The sequence below is a fragment of the Pseudomonas canadensis genome, assembly GCF_030980095.1.
Taxonomy (GTDB): Bacteria; Pseudomonadota; Gammaproteobacteria; order Pseudomonadales; family Pseudomonadaceae; genus Aquipseudomonas; species Aquipseudomonas canadensis.
Genome location: NZ_CP133298.1, coordinates 6,068,484 through 6,083,511, shown reverse-complemented (window position 1 = coordinate 6,083,511; position 15,028 = coordinate 6,068,484). Strand labels below are relative to the sequence as shown.

18 protein-coding genes are annotated in these 15,028 nt (G+C 61.0%); 8 read left to right on the top strand and 10 right to left on the bottom strand.

What is annotated here, in order from left to right; all coding sequences use genetic code 11:
- Positions 1-54 precede the first annotated feature (54 nt).
- The 4 genes from glnK (at position 55) to sutA (ending at position 2,832) form a co-directional block, all read left to right on the top strand.
- Positions 55-393 (top strand): P-II family nitrogen regulator, encoded by a 339-nt coding sequence (glnK, locus tag RB216_RS28430; protein WP_002555808.1) that lies wholly within the window; start codon positions 55-57, stop codon positions 391-393.
- 34 nt (positions 394-427) lie between these two features.
- Positions 428-1,765: an ammonium transporter gene (locus RB216_RS28425; protein WP_016975881.1), complete on the top strand. Its 1,338-nt coding sequence runs from the start codon at positions 428-430 to the stop codon at positions 1,763-1,765.
- Between the two features lie 211 nt (positions 1,766-1,976).
- Positions 1,977-2,402, top strand: a complete 426-nt coding sequence (locus tag RB216_RS28420; RefSeq protein ID WP_010567185.1) for a secondary thiamine-phosphate synthase enzyme YjbQ — start codon at positions 1,977-1,979, stop codon at positions 2,400-2,402.
- Positions 2,403-2,505: 103 nt separating this feature from the next.
- Positions 2,506-2,832 carry a dormancy-specific transcriptional regulator SutA gene (gene sutA, locus RB216_RS28415; protein ID WP_015886504.1) on the top strand — a complete coding sequence of 109 codons (327 nt, stop codon included), beginning with the start codon at positions 2,506-2,508 and terminating at the stop codon, positions 2,830-2,832.
- A gap of 160 nt (positions 2,833-2,992) precedes the next feature.
- Here sutA and RB216_RS28410 read toward each other — a convergent pair whose 3' ends face one another.
- From RB216_RS28410 to lptM, 6 genes are read right to left on the bottom strand one after another with little or no spacing between them, the layout of a single operon-like run.
- A complete protein-coding gene (locus tag RB216_RS28410; RefSeq protein ID WP_308908138.1) occupies positions 2,993-3,688 on the bottom strand; it encodes an HAD family hydrolase in 696 nt (231 codons plus the stop codon).
- Complete coding sequence (gene xerC / locus RB216_RS28405; RefSeq protein ID WP_028618449.1) at positions 3,685-4,584, bottom strand: tyrosine recombinase XerC; 900 nt, start codon at positions 4,582-4,584, stop codon at positions 3,685-3,687. Before xerC ends, RB216_RS28410 begins: the two co-directional genes overlap by 4 nt.
- Positions 4,585-4,586: 2 nt before the next feature.
- A complete protein-coding gene (locus RB216_RS28400) occupies positions 4,587-5,303 on the bottom strand; it encodes a DUF484 family protein (RefSeq protein ID WP_068935429.1) in 717 nt (238 codons plus the stop codon).
- Positions 5,304-5,316: 13 nt separating this feature from the next.
- A complete protein-coding gene (gene dapF, locus RB216_RS28395) occupies positions 5,317-6,147 on the bottom strand; it encodes a diaminopimelate epimerase (RefSeq protein ID WP_028618447.1) in 831 nt (276 codons plus the stop codon).
- 3 nt (positions 6,148-6,150) lie between these two features.
- Positions 6,151-7,398 (bottom strand): diaminopimelate decarboxylase, encoded by a 1,248-nt coding sequence (lysA, locus tag RB216_RS28390; RefSeq protein ID WP_308908137.1) that lies wholly within the window; start codon positions 7,396-7,398, stop codon positions 6,151-6,153.
- A 9-nt stretch (positions 7,399-7,407) separates the two neighbouring features.
- A complete protein-coding gene (gene lptM / locus RB216_RS28385; RefSeq protein WP_010207449.1) occupies positions 7,408-7,578 on the bottom strand; it encodes an LPS translocon maturation chaperone LptM in 171 nt (56 codons plus the stop codon).
- Between the two features lie 238 nt (positions 7,579-7,816).
- Here lptM and cyaY point away from each other — a divergent pair, with 238 nt between their 5' ends.
- The 3 genes from cyaY (at position 7,817) to rnk (ending at position 8,915) form a co-directional block, all read left to right on the top strand.
- Positions 7,817-8,149, top strand: coding sequence for an iron donor protein CyaY (cyaY, locus tag RB216_RS28380; protein WP_308908136.1), 333 nt, complete (start codon positions 7,817-7,819; stop codon positions 8,147-8,149).
- Positions 8,150-8,151: 2 nt separating this feature from the next.
- The gene (locus RB216_RS28375) at positions 8,152-8,370 is read left to right on the top strand and encodes a DUF1289 domain-containing protein (protein ID WP_015886498.1); all 219 of its coding nucleotides are present in this window, start codon (positions 8,152-8,154) and stop codon (positions 8,368-8,370) included.
- A gap of 131 nt (positions 8,371-8,501) precedes the next feature.
- The gene (gene rnk, locus RB216_RS28370; protein WP_236317229.1) at positions 8,502-8,915 is read left to right on the top strand and encodes a nucleoside diphosphate kinase regulator; all 414 of its coding nucleotides are present in this window, start codon (positions 8,502-8,504) and stop codon (positions 8,913-8,915) included.
- Here the strand turns inward: rnk and RB216_RS28365 are convergent.
- The 3 genes from RB216_RS28365 to RB216_RS28355 all read right to left on the bottom strand — a co-directional run bounded on the left by RB216_RS28365 (position 8,912) and on the right by RB216_RS28355 (position 12,556).
- Complete coding sequence (locus RB216_RS28365; protein WP_308908135.1) at positions 8,912-11,752, bottom strand: class I adenylate cyclase; 2,841 nt, start codon at positions 11,750-11,752, stop codon at positions 8,912-8,914. The genes rnk and RB216_RS28365 overlap by 4 nt on opposite strands.
- Positions 11,753-11,920: 168 nt before the next feature.
- On the bottom strand, positions 11,921-12,175 hold the full coding sequence (locus RB216_RS28360) for a TIGR02647 family protein (protein WP_010207442.1): 255 nt from the start codon (positions 12,173-12,175) through the stop codon (positions 11,921-11,923).
- Between the two features lie 96 nt (positions 12,176-12,271).
- Complete coding sequence (locus tag RB216_RS28355) at positions 12,272-12,556, bottom strand: hypothetical protein (RefSeq protein WP_028618441.1); 285 nt, start codon at positions 12,554-12,556, stop codon at positions 12,272-12,274.
- A gap of 126 nt (positions 12,557-12,682) precedes the next feature.
- Between RB216_RS28355 and RB216_RS28350 the strand changes: the two genes are divergently transcribed.
- The gene (locus RB216_RS28350; RefSeq protein WP_308908134.1) at positions 12,683-13,342 is read left to right on the top strand and encodes a glutathione S-transferase family protein; all 660 of its coding nucleotides are present in this window, start codon (positions 12,683-12,685) and stop codon (positions 13,340-13,342) included.
- 93 nt (positions 13,343-13,435) lie between these two features.
- On the opposite strand, the gene argH is transcribed toward RB216_RS28350, so the two are convergent.
- Positions 13,436-14,830 (bottom strand): argininosuccinate lyase, encoded by a 1,395-nt coding sequence (gene argH, locus RB216_RS28345; RefSeq protein WP_028618439.1) that lies wholly within the window; start codon positions 14,828-14,830, stop codon positions 13,436-13,438.
- Positions 14,831-15,028 lie beyond the last annotated feature (198 nt).

The window sequence follows — 15,028 nt, the reverse complement described above, 5'->3', positions numbered from 1 at the left end:
TTGAGACGGGTTTGTTTTCCTGGGGCAAGTCCACCAATTCGGGAGAGAGTTTTCATGAAGCTAGTCACTGCCATCATCAAGCCGTTCAAGTTGGACGATGTGCGCGAGTCGTTGTCCGAGATCGGCGTGCAGGGCATTACCGTTACTGAGGTCAAAGGCTTCGGTCGGCAGAAGGGTCATACCGAGCTGTATCGCGGCGCGGAATACGTGGTCGATTTCCTGCCGAAGGTGAAGATTGATGTCGCCATTGACGACAAGGATCTTGATCGGGTTATCGAGGCGATAACCAAGGCCGCCAACACCGGCAAGATTGGTGACGGCAAGATCTTCGTGGTCAATCTGGAACAGGCTATTCGCATCCGTACCGGCGAAACCGATACCGACGCAATCTAAGCCGCCAAACCCCAACGCCCCAGGAGAAAACAATATGACTCTGCGTAAATTCGCAGGGCTCGGAGCCCTGTTGTCCATCGTAATGCCAAGCCTGGCCATGGCGGCAGACGAAGTGGCTGCTCCAGTCCTCAATTCCGGCGACACCGCCTGGATGCTGACCGCCACCGCTTTGGTGCTGTTCATGACCATCCCTGGCCTGGCGCTGTTCTACGGCGGCATGGTCCGCTCCAAGAATATTCTGTCGGTGATGATGCAGTGCTTCGCGATCACCGGCCTGATCAGCATCCTGTGGGTCGTCTACGGCTACAGCATCGCGTTCGATACCACCGGTATGGAACAGGGCGTCGTCAATTTCAACTCCTTCTTCGGCGGCATGGGCAAGGCGTTCCTGGCGGGCGTGACCCCAGCCAGCATCACTGGCCCTGCGGCATTGTTCCCGGAAGCGGTGTTCATTACCTTCCAGATGACGTTCGCCATCATCACCCCGGCGCTGATCGTCGGTGCCTTCGCCGAGCGTATGAAGTTCTCTGCGATGCTGATCTTCATGGCGATCTGGTTCACCCTGGTCTACGCGCCGATCGCGCACATGGTGTGGAGCGGCAACGGTGGCCTGATGTGGGACTGGGGCGTGCTGGACTTCGCCGGCGGCACCGTGGTGCATATCAACGCCGGTGTGGCTGGCCTGGTGGCGTGCATCGTGCTCGGCAAGCGCAAAGGCTTCCCGACCACCCCGATGGCTCCGCACAACCTGGGTTACACCCTGATCGGCGCGGCGATGCTGTGGATCGGCTGGTTCGGCTTCAACGCCGGCTCCGCGGCTGCGGCCAACGGTACTGCCGGCATGGCGATGCTGGTCACCCAGATCGCTACCGCTGCTGCTGCACTGGGCTGGATGTTCGCCGAGTGGATCACCCACGGTAAGCCAAGCGCACTGGGCATTGCCTCGGGCGTAGTCGCTGGTCTGGTTGCAATCACCCCAGCCGCAGGCACCGTGGGCCCGATGGGCGCCCTGGTGATCGGCCTGGTTGCCGGTGTGATCTGCTTCTTTTGCGCCACCAGCCTCAAGCGCAAGCTGGGCTACGACGACTCCCTGGACGCCTTCGGCGTGCACGGTATCGGCGGCATCGTCGGTGCGATCCTCACCGGTGTGTTCGCAGCCCCTGCGCTGGGCGGCTTCGGCACGGTGACTGACATCGCTGCGCAAGTCTGGATCCAGTGCAAAGGCGTTGGCTTCACTGTGATCTACACGGCGATCGTGACCTACATCATCCTCAAGGTGCTGGACATGGTCATGGGCCTGCGGGTGACCGAAGAGGAAGAGGCCGTCGGCCTCGACCTGGCGCAACACAACGAACGCGGCTACAACTTGTAATAGCGTGAAAAAAAGATGCCCGGCTTGCCGGGCATTTTTTTGTCTGTTGTTTGTCAGTCATAACGAGCTGTACCGGTTTTTATCCAGTGTTTGTGATGGGATGCACTCGGCACTTTTCTGCGTGCCAATGTCTTACAGGTATGTGGGCGTATTCGGCACTTTGTTTTTTCCCAGAGCGCGCTAGAATGCGCGCCGATGGGCGGAGAACTGTATGTGGCAACAGACCCTGATTACCCTGCGGGCCAAGCCCCGGGGCTTTCACCTGGTAACCGATGAGTTGCTGGCCGGCTTGCCTGAATTGAAGGCCTGTCGCGTGGGCTTGTTGCATCTGTGGCTGCAGCACACCTCGGCCTCGTTGACCGTCAACGAGAATGCCGACCCGGCGGTTCGCCGTGACTTCGAGCGTTATTTCAACTCGCTGGTGCCCCAAGGCCTTGCAGGGTTTGAACACAACGACGAAGGTCCGGATGACTTGCCGGCGCACTTCAAGGCCAGTCTCCTGGGCTGCCAGCTGAGTTTGCCGGTGAAGGCCGGCCGCTTGGCGATGGGGACCTGGCAAGGTGTTTATCTGGGCGAGCACCGTGATCATGGCGGTGCTCGTAAAGTCCTCGCCACCTTGCACGGTGACGGGGCATAAGCCACTGGTTATCCAGTGGATGTTGATTTTTTTCCGGCAGCCGTCGACAGAGGGTGAAGCTGGGCTATAACTAATCTGCTTTTCGCAAGTCATGAGGTAGAACATGAGCGACGATGATCTGGAAAACGACGAACTCGAAGTAGGTGACGAAGACGACACCGAAGAAGGTCTTGAAGCGGCGGCGGAAGACGTTGCTGACGACGACGGTGGCGATGATGCACCTGTCCCGGCTGCCAAAGGCAAAGCCAAGGCAGCGGTGTCGGTAGATGAATTGCCGAGCGTTGAAGCCAAGAACAAAGAGCGTGATGCCCTGGCCCGTGCGATGGAAGAGTTCCTCGCTAAAGGCGGCAAAGTGCAGGAGGTCGAGGCCAACGTGGTGGCGGATCCACCGAAGAAACCGGATAACAAGTACGGCAGCCGACCTATCTGAGGTCAGTCACCTGCTTGTAGGAAAAGCCCGCCGTCGCTGCGGGCTTTTTCATGCCTGCGGGCAGGTAACCTGTAGGAGCCGGCTTGCCGGCGATGGCGTCCTTGAAATATGTGCTGGACTCAAGGGGCTCATCGCCGGCAAGCCAGCTCCTACAGGTTGATTATTTCCAGCTCTGGAGCAGTGGCGCCAGCTCGTTCAAGTTGCGAATCTCTGCGTCAGGGCGTTTATCGGCGTCCCATTTTTTGCCCATCGGGTTAAACCACACCGCTCGAAGCCCCGCCTGCTGCGCCCCAGCAATGTCATCCCCTGGGTGATCGCCAACGTGCACCGCTGCATTGGCATCCACCCCACCACGCTGCAACGCCTCCTGAAACAACCGCGCATCCGGCTTGGCAATGCCGATATCTTCGGCGCGCAAGGCAAAATGAAAGTAATCCGCCAGGCCAACACGCTGCACATCGGCATTGCCGTTGGTGATCACCCCCAGCAAAAAGTGCTGACGCAGGGCTTGCAGCATCGGCTCGGCTTCCGGGAACACCGTGAGCTGGTGGCGCGCATGGATGAACGCTTCGAAGCACACATCCGCCATTTGCGTAGCCTTGGGCTGTGGATAACCGGCTTCTTCAAACGCATGCATCAACACCCGGTGGCGCAGGATGCTGATTCGGTGTTTCAGCTCGGGATGGCGTTCCAGCACCTGTTGGCGAAGACTGGCGAAGTGCTCCAGCGGCAAGTCGCCGACCTTGGCGGCGTTAAGCGCCAGCCATTCTCGCATCGACGCTTCGGCACTGATGATGACGGGTACGTTGTCCCAGAGTGTGTCGTCCAGGTCGAAGGTGATCAGCTTGATACTCATGAGTCGCCGCCCTTGATTCGTTTGGCCCGTGGATGGGCGCTGTCGTACACCGTTGCCAGGTGTTGGAAGTCCAGATGGGTGTAGATCTGTGTGGTCTTGATGTCGGAGTGGCCGAGCAGCTCTTGAACCGCGCGCAGGTCCTGGGATGATTCCAGCAGGTGGCTGGCAAAAGAGTGTCGCAGCATGTGTGGGTGCAGGTTCTGGCCCAGCTCGCGCTCGCCGGCGGCCTTGACCCGCACTTGAATCGCCCGTGGCCCCAGGCGCCGGCCTTGCTGGCTGACAAACACCGCATCATCCGCCGGATTGGTCAGCAGGCGCAGCGGTAACCACAGGAGCAAGGCTTCGCGGGCTTTGCGGCCCACCGGCAACACGCGGGTCTTGCTGCCTTTACCGAGTACCTGCACCAGGCCGTCCGCTAAGTCCAACTGGTCGAGATTCAAGCCAGTCAGCTCCGACAGGCGCAGGCCCGATGAATAGAACAGCTCAAGGATGGCCTGGTCGCGATGGGCCAGGAAGTCATCTTCAACGGCGCCATCCAGCAATTGCAGGGCGCGGTCGGTATCCAGGGTCTTGGGCAGGCGCCGTTCGCCCTTGGGTGGTGACAGGCCGTTGGCCGGGTCGTGATCGCACAGGCCTTCGCGGTTCAAATAGTGATAGAGCCCGCGTACCGCCGAGAGCAGTCGCGACAGGCTGCGCGAGGATTGACCTGCCTGGTGCAGGCGTGCGATCAGGCTGCGCAGGCTCTGGATATCCAGGGCCTTCCAGCTGCCGATCTGTTGTTTTTCGCAGTACGCCAGGACCTTGTTCAAGTCCCGCCGGTAGGCTTCCAGGGTATGGGGCGACACCTGGCGCTCGTTGCGCAGGTGAGCGCAATAAGCGTCCAGTTGCCGTTCCATGGCTAGCGCACCGCGCGCAGGGCGGTGGTGAAGCGCGGCAGGACGCGGCCCAGTACCTCGGCGATGTAGGTCAGGAACAGCGTGCCCACTGAGCTTTTGTAATGCTGTGGATCACGGCTGGCGATGGCCAGCACGCCGTGCAGGCCTTGATGGCTGAGCGCGACTACCGCCGTGGAACCGATCTGCTTGCGCTGTTCGGCACCAAACAGGAAGTCCAGCTCATGTTCGCGCAAGGTGCCGCTGATGGTCTTGCCTTCGGACAGCAGGCCGCCGATGGCGGTTTGTGCGTCGCTGCCACTGACCCAGCGTCCCACCGGCATCGGGTTGTCGCTGAACAGGATCAGGCTCACGAACGGCACCTGGAAGTCCTGGCGCAGGCTGTCTTCCACGGCGATCACCGTTTCTTCCAGGCTGGTAGCGTCCATCAGGGTCAGGATCAGGCGGCGGGTTTTCTCGAACAGGCGGTCGTTGTCGCGGGCGACGTCCATCAGGTGCGAGAGCTTGTGGCGCATCTCGATATTACGCTCGCGCAGGATCTTCATCTGCCGCTCCACCAGCGACACCGTGTCACCACGTTGGTGGGGGATGCGCAGCGCCGGCAGCAGTTCTTCGTGCTCGACGAAGAAGTCCGGATTAGCCTCAAGGTACGCCGCGACGGCAGCGGCCTCCAGACTTTCGCTCGGGAACGCTTCTGCGGGTACTTGAGGCTTATCGGTCATTGGATTGGCTCACTCATAGACGGACCTGTCCTTCGTATACGCGCGAGGCCGGCCCGGTCATCATCACCGGGTGGCCTGGGCCTGCCCACTCGATGGACAAGCGTCCACCGGGCAGGTCGATCAGCAGCGGCGAATCCATCCACCCCTGGCTGATCGCGGCCACGGCAGCGGCGCATGCACCGGTACCGCAGGCCTGGGTTTCGCCGGCGCCGCGTTCCCATACACGCAATTGCGCGCGGGTACGGTCGATCACCTGCAGGAAACCCACGTTGACCCGCGCCGGAAAGCGCGGGTGGTGTTCGATTTTCGGCCCCAATTCATGCACGGGGGCGTTATTGATGTCGTTGACCCGCAGCACCGCATGAGGGTTACCCATGGACACGGCGGCGATATCGATGGTCTTGCCATCAACGTCCAGCGCGTAGCTGACAGCTTGCTCGGTAGCCTGGAACGGGATGTCCGCCGGCACCAGGCGTGGCGCGCCCATGTTGACACTGATCTGGCCATCACTGCGGATATCCAGCTCGATCACGCCACTCTTGGTCTCGACGCGGATCTGCCGCTTGGCGGTCAGGCGCTTGTCCAGCACAAAGCGGGCGAAGCAGCGTGCACCGTTGCCGCACTGTTCCACTTCGGAACCGTCGGAGTTGAAGATCCGGTAACGGAAATCCACCTCCGGGTTGCTCGGCGCTTCGACGATCAGCAATTGGTCGAAACCAATGCCGGTGTGACGGTCGCCCCACTGTTTAGCGTGCTTGGGCAGGATATGCGCGTGCTGGCTGACCAGGTCGAGGACCATGAAATCATTGCCCAGCCCGTGCATCTTGGTAAAACGCAGCAGCATGGCTTACTCCGGCAGCAGGCTTTCGCCAGCATACAACTCGGCTACCGTCTCGCGGCGACGCACTTCAAACGCTTGATCACCGTCCACCAACACCTCGGCGATACGGCCGCGGGTGTTGTAGTTGGAACTCATGACAAACCCGTAGGCACCGGCCGAATGCACGGCCAGCAGATCGCCTTCTTCCAGGGCCAGCTGACGGTCCTTGGCCAGGAAGTCGCCGGTCTCGCAGATCGGGCCGACGATGTCGTAGGCGCGGGCTTCGCTGGCGCGCGGCGTCACGGCGGTGACATTCATCCAGGCCTGGTACAGCGCCGGGCGGATCAGGTCGTTCATCGCCGCATCGACGATGGCGAAATCCTTGTGCTCGGTGTGCTTGAGGTACTCGACCTGGGTCAGCAGCACGCCGGCATTGGCGACGATATAGCGGCCAGGCTCGAACATCAGCGTCAGGTCACGGCCTTCGATGCGCTCGCGCACAGCCTGGATATAGTCGGCAATCAGCGGCGGCTCTTCGTCGCGATAACGCACGCCCACGCCACCACCGAGGTCGATGTGGTGCAGGTAGATGCCGCATTCACCGAGACGGTCGATCAACGCCAGCAGGCGGTCGAGCGCATCCAGGAACGGCGGCAGCGTGGTCAGTTGCGAGCCGATATGGCAGTCGACACCCAGCACTTCCAGGTTCGGCAGTTGCGCGGCGCGGATGTATACGTCCTCGGCGTCGGCAATGGCGATGCCGAACTTGTTCTCTTTGAGACCGGTGGAAATGTATGGGTGGGTGCCGGCATCGACGTCCGGGTTGACGCGCAGGGAGATCGGCGCGCGAACGCCCATTTCGGCGGCCACGACCTGCAGGCGTTCCAGCTCGTCGGTGGATTCGATGTTGAAGCAATGCACGCCGACTTCCAGGGCGCGGCGCATGTCATCGCGGGTCTTGCCGACGCCGGAGAACACGATCTTGTCAGCCTTGCCGCCAGCGGCCAGTACACGTTCCAGCTCGCCACGCGACACGATGTCGAAACCAGCGCCGAGGCGGGCCAGGACATTCAGTACGCCGAGGTTGGAGTTGGCCTTGACCGCGTAGCACACCAGGTGCGGCACACCGTCGAGGGCATCGGTGAACGAGCGGTACTGGGCTTCGATATGCGCACGGGAATACACATAGGTTGGGGTGCCAAAGCGCTGGGCAATCGCGGACAACGCCACGCCTTCCGCGAACAGCTCGCCGTCCCGGTAGTTAAAAGCGTCCATGGAAGTCCCTTATTCGTAGGTGTCGTGCTTATGCGCTTTGGAAGGCTTTTGCGACGATTGCGCCTGCTCATTCGGATCTTTGCTGTCATCGGGCAGGTACAGCGGGCCTTTTTGACCACAGGCACTAACGAGGCAAGCGACCGCGACGAGCGCAGCAAGGGAAGAGATCAGGCGCTTCATGGCGAAATCCTTGAATATGCATTAATTGCGCCTGAGTATACCGACCACCCGCCAGCTTGCCTATGCGCTGGAATACCCGTCCGGCGGGGGTTTGCCGACACGGCCGGGAAGCGGACTACGCTGCTTGAGGATTTTTCACACCGTCAATCGTGTTGAAATCGGTATCCTTTGCAATCGGCGGGGCTCGCCCGTATCGTGCGGCGCTTGAGCAAAACCAGACACTTTTGAGGTTGCCACAATGAGTTTGACCGAAGCCCGTTTTCACGACCTGGTGGATTCGACCCAGCAGGCGCTGGAAGATATTTTCGACGACAGCGGCCTGGACGTGGACCTGGAAAACTCGGCCGGCGTGCTGACCGTCAAGTTCGACACTGGCCAGCAACTGATCTTCAGCCGCCAGGAGCCGTTGCGTCAGCTGTGGCTGGCGGCGCGCTCCGGTGGTGTGCACTTCGACTTCGACGAAGAAAGCGGCAAATGGCAGTGCGACAAAAGTGAGGAGCTGTTGGGTGAAATGCTCGCGCGCCTGGTCGAGGAATATACCGGCGAAGCGCTGGATTTCGACGAGATCTGACTGTGACCCAGCCTGCACCCGTCCGCCCGCCCAAGCCGCTGTTCAGTAATGTCAGCCCCGCGGTGCCATCACCTTGTATCAGTTTGTGTCGCCTGGATGAGCAGAAAGTCTGCCTCGGCTGCTTCCGCCACGTGGAAGACATCCGGGAATGGCGCTCTGCCGACGACGCGCGGCGCCGGGTGATCTGCGCCGAGGCCGAGCAGCGCCGGGCCCACGCCTGAGCCCGTCTTGTTTATTTGTGACGCTGTGGTAGTGTCCGGGTACGCCTCAACTCATCGAGGCCCGTGAGAACCCCGCCTTTTCCTGGCGGGGTTTTGCTTTTTTGTGCAGAAAAAAGGAGTCTGCCTGAATCATGACCACCGCACCGTCCATCATCCTCACCCGTCTTGACGTGCAGCGTCTGGAGCAACTGATCGACCGCTTGGGCGACGAATCTCCCGGCGTCGAAGCGTTGCAAGCCGAACTCGACCGCGCCGAAGACGTGGTTGGCCACGATGAAGTGCCCGCGGGTGTCGTGACCATGAACTCCAGCGTGCATTGCCGTGAGCAAGGCAGCGGCAAGGACTACCACCTGACTCTGGTCTACCCGAAAGACGCCAATGCGGACGAAGGGAAGATCTCGATCCTGGCTCCCGTGGGCAGCGCGTTGCTCGGTTTGCAGGTTGGCCAGCACATCGATTGGCCGGCGCCGGGCGGCAAGACCCTCAAGCTGGAACTGCTCAATGTTGAAGGACAACCTAAAGACGGCGGCGCCTTCCCTCTCTAAATCTGACTCAGCGCCACGTTGAGCGACAGCTCCAGCTCGGCCTTGTAACGCAGGTACAGGTTGCTCGGGCTTTGCACATCGCCGAGCAGGCCGGACAGGTCCAGGTCGGTGATGTAGCAGCGGTAACGCTCGATCTCCCGCCGTTGCCCGACGATTTCCTGGGCGACCACTGCAAAGAGTTGGTCGCCAAATTCCAGTTCGGAAAACTCTCGCTGATTGCAGTACAAGGTAATGCCCACCTGGCCTGGGGCGGCCTTGCCGATAATCGCCTGCACGTCGTAAAACGGTTTGTTCGCCGGGTTCAGCGGCGCAGGTCGAGGTTCGATGCCGCGCGCGCGGCCGTTGCCAGATGGCAATAGCTGGTAATACAAGACCTGTACCGCGCCCAGCGGCTCTTGCGGGTCCAGCGGCGACAGCGCGTCCCGGCGATAAATGATCGACTGCAAGAAACGCTGCAACGGCGCCAACAGGCTCTGTTCATCGTGAAACGGCAGGCGCTGTTGCCAGAGCGCGTTGAATTCATCCAGCACATACAGTTCGGCGAAGCCTTCGTTGACCCGGTAGAACACCTGCACGCAATCGGCCATCCCCATCGGCAGCAGCAACGCCAGGTCGTGGTCTTCCAGGGCCATGGCGTCCAGGTGCAACGGGCTGTAGTTGGCTAATTCTTCGCTGAGGTAGGCGATCAGCGCATCCTGGGTCGGCAGGGATACATGGGTGGCCTGGCCCGGAATCAGCTCCATGACGTGATAGTGCTGCTGCACTTGAAGCAAATAGCGGTGATTGCCCTGGCCGAGCAGCAGGTTCTGCGCGGTGTCGAAGATTTCTTCCACGCGCTGGGCAATGAATTGCGCACGGTTGTGACAGAAACAGCGTACCCGCAGGCGTGGCAGATGGTCCGGCGGCAACTGGTTGAGGTAGTCGCGCAGGCAGTCGAGCAGCGCGTGCGGGCCGTCAAAGCGGCTGACCATCACCTCGTTCCAGCTGTTGAGCGTGACCTGGTCCAGGGTCAGCACCAGGTTGTCGCGTACACCGGCATAGCTCAGGGAGTCGGTGCGCTCGGTGGTCATCAGGATATTCAGGTCGCGGTGATGCTTGAGCGGGTCGACGCCGACGTTGATCAGCAACAACACTTCCTCCGGCACGGCCGAGCGCAGCAGGCGCTCTTCATCCACACTGGCCAGGGGCAGGGCGATGGTTTGTTGCAGGCTGCCCAGCAGGTTGAACAGCTCGAATTCGGTCATGTCGCTGGTGCCGGGGTGCAAGGCCAGGCGGGTGCTGCTGTCGATCACGCCGTTGCGATGGCACCAAGTGAGCATTTCCAGCAGGTCGCGGCTGCGCTTGATCGGCGCAAAATGCTCCCATTCCAGCGCCGTGAGGTTACCGTTGTAAAGGCCCCAGTGGTGCTGGCCCGGCTCCTTGCGATTGGGCGATTGCACCAGGGTCAGGGTGTCTTCGGCCAAGTCCGGGGCAATGCCGGGGTTGATGAACTCGACCTTGCCGGCCTTGCGTTCAAAGGCGGCGTACAGGCGCCTACCCAGCACATTGAGGTCGCGCTTGTTGATCAGGCTGACCGTTTGTTCGGTGCGGGCGAATTGGTTCAGGAAGCGGTAACTGTAATTGAGCTCGCTGACCAGCGCCCGACGCTCGGAGGCAACTTGGCGCACCTTCCATTGACTGCGGCTGTCGAGCAACGCCAATTGGCGCTGGTCCCAGCCCCATTCATGGGCCAGGCGCTCCAGCAGCAGGCGTTGCCAACTGGTGGTGCGCTGGCCCGCGCTGAGCTTGCGGTTGACCTTCAGGTACAGCGCGCGCCGCACCAGTTCCAGGCGCTCGGGCTCGTTGCGGGCCTTGAGGTATTCCTCGATGCGGCGATACACCACGATGTACGGGTCCAGCTCATCCAGATCCATCTGGTTGGCGAACACCGCTCGCTTGAAGCGCAGGCTCAGACAGTGCACGTTCGGGTGTTCGCTGGCGTAGACCTCGGTCAGCAGCAGCTTGAGCACGGATTTGTAGGGTGACTCGATGCCTTTGAACAGTTGCCACAGCCCGGCACCAATGAATTCGCCTGGGGGAATGCGCGCCAGGTGACCCAGGTCGAGGGTTTCGTCGGCGCGGATAAAACGCTTGGAAATCAGCGTGTGGGTGAACTCGGCATAACGGGTTTCTTCATACACCGGCACCAGCCACCAGATCGGTGTGCGTCCGGCCAGCCAGATGGCGGTGCGGTAGAACTCATCCAGCAACAGGTAATGCTGAGTGGTGCCGCAGTCGTCGGAGCTCAGTTGCGTGTCACGCTCTCCGAGCACAAAGCGTGTCGGCTCGATCAGGAAGAAGTGCGCCTCGGCGCCCATGGTCAGGGCCCAGGCCTCCAGCAACTGGCACTTTTTGCGCAGTTCGGCCAGCTCAGTTTCGCTCAGGTCCGGGGCGTGACACACCCACACATCCATATCGCTCTGGTCGGCCTGGGCCAGGGTGCCCAGGCTGCCCATCAGGAACAGGCCATGGATCGGTCGCGGCGGGTTGCCATGGCGCGGTTTGTAGGAGAACGAACGGGTCAGGCGCTGGGCTTCGGTGAGGGCTTGGGCGTCCGGTTCGTAATTAGACAAGCCTGCCGGCGTACTGCCCGACACATAACCTGGCAGCAACGGATGGTTGACGTGGAAAAACAGCGGCAACAGGTTCAGCACGCTTTGCTGGCGCGGCGTCAGCCCCTCGATGGCCCGGGCGATGCGGCCTTCATTGAGGGCCATGAACCGCGCGCGCAACTGGGCCAGCACCTTGCGGTCGATGCCTTCGTCCAGGTCGGGGCGGATTTCATGGGTGCGGGTCATGTCGAACTCGGTGGCTCGCAGGGCCCGACGTGGGCGGCCGTGTAGGAGTTTACAGCCAGTAGCGTAGGAGTTTTAGAGGCAAATGGTTTTTGACGTCAGAATTTTTGCACTTACACAGCAACGCCCTTGGAATCCGCAAAGGGCGGACTCCATGGGCGGTATCCGGTATCAGGCGGCTTCTTTGGTCGTGGCAGTGGTCAAGATAGTCAGCAGGGTCTGGGCCTGCTCTGCGGCGTCCCGGCCAAGGCTGGTCAGGTAGCCCCCGTCCGGCTGGTCGATAAGTCCTTTCGCGTGAAGGCGTTTGGCAGCGGCGATGGCAGTCGGCGCGGCGGTCTGGTGGACTTTCAGACCTTCTTTGGTGCTGTCCAATGGGAAGAGTACAAGGATTTCCAGTTCGGCAACCAACTCAGGGGTATACGACATAAGGACTCCAGACTTTCTAAGAATTTATTAGAGGCTAGCAGGCCATAAGGTGAACGCACTTTGCCGAACTGTCCAGTGTGTTGCCGCGTGTTGGATTTATTGCTTTTCGGGCGGCAATTCCGGCAGCGCGCGCAGTGCAGTTTCATACCATTCGGTATTGAAGGCGCGGTCCTCTTCCAGCAGCGCGTCGATCTCGATAGCCAGCACGTGAGCCATCAGTTGCAGGATCTCTTCACGCTCGTAGCCCACCAGGGTCAGCTTGTTGAACGTGGCCTTGGCGGCCGGTGGGTTTTCGCTCTCGATCTGGTTCTCGATCGCTTCGATCAGGGTGGTTTCGGCGAATTCTTCTTCGTCGTTGTCGATATCGGTCGGCTCGCTCATGGCAGGCTCCTCAAGGAAAGGGCGCCAGTCTAACTCCATTCAGGCCGGTGATGCTTCTGGTCAGGGCTGGCGTCGGGATCTATAACACTTGCAGCCAACCCCATTCCCGGCCTGGAGGCACCTGCAATGCTCAAGCTCTACGGATTCTCGGTCAGTAACTACTACAACATGGTCAAGCTGGCGCTGCTGGAGAAAGGGCTGCCTTTCGAAGAGGTGCCTTTTTACGCAGGTCAAACCCCCGAAGCCCTGGCCGTGAGCCCGCGCGGCAAGGTGCCGGTGCTGGGCGTGAAGCAGGGGTATATCAACGAGACCAGCGTGATCCTCGAATACATCGAACACACCCAGGAAGGGCCGGCACTGCTCCCGGCCGAGCCGTTCCAGCGTGCACAGGTGCTGGCGCTGTGCCGAGAAATCGAGCTGTACATCGAGTTGCCTGCCCGTGCGTGTTTTGCCGAGGCGTTTTTTGGCATGTCGGTACCGGAGGCAATCAAGGAGAAGTCCAAGGCCGAGTTGCTGTTGGGTTTCGGGTCGTTGGGCAGGCACGGCAAGTTCGCACCCTATGTGGCGGGGGAGAGTTTCACCATTGCCGATCTGTATTTCATGTACAGCGTGAACCTCGCCTGCGCGGTGGGCGAGAAGCTGTTTGGCCTGGATCTGCTGGCTGAAATGCCGGCGGCCAAGGCGTTGCTGGAAAGGTTGCACGCCATGCCCAACGCTCAGAAAGTGGCGGCGGACAGAGAGGCGGCGATGCCGGCGTTTATGGCGATGATCGCGGCCAAGAAATAGATTTTTGGCGTCTGGCAGGACGCTATCGCGGGCAAGCCCGGCTCCCACATTGGAATGCGATTTCCTGTGGGAGCTGGCTTGCCTGCGATGCTTTTAGCGGCTGGCGAGCAATTCCTGGCCGCGCAACACAGCTGCTTTCACCTGCGCCGGTGCAGTACCGCCGATGTGATTACGGGCATTTACCGAGCCTTCCAGGGTCAGCACGGCAAACACGTCCTGCTCGATCTGGTCACTGAACTGACGCAGTTCTTCCAGGCTCATTTCCGCCAAGTCCTTGCCGGTGTCCACGCCGTACTTAACTGCGTGGCCGACGATTTCGTGGCAGTCGCGGAACGGCAGGCCACGGCGTACCAGGTAGTCCGCCAGATCAGTCGCGGTAGAGAATCCGCGCAGCGCCGCTTCACGCATGATCGCGTGCTTGGGCTTGATCGCCGGGATCATGTCGGCAAACGCGCGCAGTGAGTCGCGCAGGGTGTCGGCAGCGTCGAAGAGCGGTTCCTTGTCTTCCTGGTTGTCCTTGTTGTAGGCCAGGGGTTGGCCTTTCATCAAGGTCAGCAGGCCCATCAAGGCGCCGAACACGCGGCCGCTCTTGCCACGCACCAGTTCGGGGACGTCGGGGTTTTTCTTTTGCGGCATGATCGAGCTGCCGGTGCAGAAACGGTCCGGCAGGTCGATGAACTGGAATTGCGCGCTGGTCCACAGCACCAGCTCTTCGGAGAAACGTGACAGGTGCATCATGGCGATGCTCGCGGCGGCACAGAATTCGATAGCGAAGTCACGGTCCGACACGCCGTCCAGGGAGTTGCCGCCTACGGCGTCGAAGCCCAGCAATTGCGCGGTGTATTCGCGGTCGATCGGGTAGGTGGTGCCGGCCAGCGCGGCGCTGCCCAATGGCATGCGGTTGGCGCGCTTGCGGCAATCCACCAGGCGCTCGTAGTCGCGGCTGAGCATTTCGAACCAGGCCAGCAGGTGGTGGCCGAAGGTCACAGGCTGTGCGGTCTGCAGGTGAGTGAAGCCCGGCATGATGGTGTCCGACTCACGCTCGGCCTGTTCCAGAAGGCCTTTTTGCAGGCGGGTGATTTCGGACAGGATCAGGTCGATTTCATCACGCAGCCACAGGCGGATATCGGTGGCCACCTGGTCATTACGGCTACGGCCGGTGTGCAGCTTCTTGCCGGTCACACCGATGCGGTCGGTTAGGCGGGCCTCGATGTTCATGTGCACGTCTTCCAGGTCGACGCGCCAGTCGAAGGTGCCGGCCTCGATCTCGCCACGGATGGTGGTCAGGCCGTCGATGATGCTGTCGCGCTCGGCGTCGGTCAGCACGCCGACCTTGGCCAGCATCGTCGCGTGGGCGATGGAGCCCATGATGTCGTGGCGGTACAGGCGCTGGTCGAAGGTGACGGAGGCGGTGAAGCGGGCGACGAAGGCGTCGACGGGTTCACTGAAGCGGCCGCCCCAGGACTGGTTGGTCTTGTCGGTGCTCATGGATTCGCTCGTGATCTGCTTAATAAAGAGGCATGGAAGTGTGCCGGCGATAATAACAGGGTTGCCCGTGGACGCGGTGCTGCGGGTCGTCGGCATTTTTATTTGTGCAAAGGATGGCTAAGTGCCTTGCCGCCGAACGCGTCCAGGACGAGACTGGGTACAGGGGTTTATTGAAACGATATTTGACGATTGAGCAAT

Coding starts and splice junctions, on each gene's coding strand:
- glnK (WP_002555808.1), top strand. CDS start 55: ATGAAGCTAGTCACTGCCATCATCAAGCCGTTCAAGTTGGACGATGTG.
- RB216_RS28425 (WP_016975881.1), top strand. CDS start 428: ATGACTCTGCGTAAATTCGCAGGGCTCGGAGCCCTGTTGTCCATCGTA.
- RB216_RS28420 (WP_010567185.1), top strand. CDS start 1,977: ATGTGGCAACAGACCCTGATTACCCTGCGGGCCAAGCCCCGGGGCTTT.
- sutA (WP_015886504.1), top strand. CDS start 2,506: ATGAGCGACGATGATCTGGAAAACGACGAACTCGAAGTAGGTGACGAA.
- RB216_RS28410 (WP_308908138.1), bottom strand. CDS start 3,688: ATGAGTATCAAGCTGATCACCTTCGACCTGGACGACACACTCTGGGAC.
- xerC (WP_028618449.1), bottom strand. CDS start 4,584: ATGGAACGGCAACTGGACGCTTATTGCGCTCACCTGCGCAACGAGCGC.
- RB216_RS28400 (WP_068935429.1), bottom strand. CDS start 5,303: ATGACCGATAAGCCTCAAGTACCCGCAGAAGCGTTCCCGAGCGAAAGT.
- dapF (WP_028618447.1), bottom strand. CDS start 6,147: ATGCTGCTGCGTTTTACCAAGATGCACGGGCTGGGCAATGATTTCATG.
- lysA (WP_308908137.1), bottom strand. CDS start 7,398: ATGGACGCTTTTAACTACCGGGACGGCGAGCTGTTCGCGGAAGGCGTG.
- lptM (WP_010207449.1), bottom strand. CDS start 7,578: ATGAAGCGCCTGATCTCTTCCCTTGCTGCGCTCGTCGCGGTCGCTTGC.
- cyaY (WP_308908136.1), top strand. CDS start 7,817: ATGAGTTTGACCGAAGCCCGTTTTCACGACCTGGTGGATTCGACCCAG.
- rnk (WP_236317229.1), top strand. CDS start 8,502: ATGACCACCGCACCGTCCATCATCCTCACCCGTCTTGACGTGCAGCGT.
- RB216_RS28365 (WP_308908135.1), bottom strand. CDS start 11,752: ATGACCCGCACCCATGAAATCCGCCCCGACCTGGACGAAGGCATCGAC.
- RB216_RS28360 (WP_010207442.1), bottom strand. CDS start 12,175: ATGTCGTATACCCCTGAGTTGGTTGCCGAACTGGAAATCCTTGTACTC.
- RB216_RS28355 (WP_028618441.1), bottom strand. CDS start 12,556: ATGAGCGAGCCGACCGATATCGACAACGACGAAGAAGAATTCGCCGAA.
- RB216_RS28350 (WP_308908134.1), top strand. CDS start 12,683: ATGCTCAAGCTCTACGGATTCTCGGTCAGTAACTACTACAACATGGTC.
- argH (WP_028618439.1), bottom strand. CDS start 14,830: ATGAGCACCGACAAGACCAACCAGTCCTGGGGCGGCCGCTTCAGTGAA.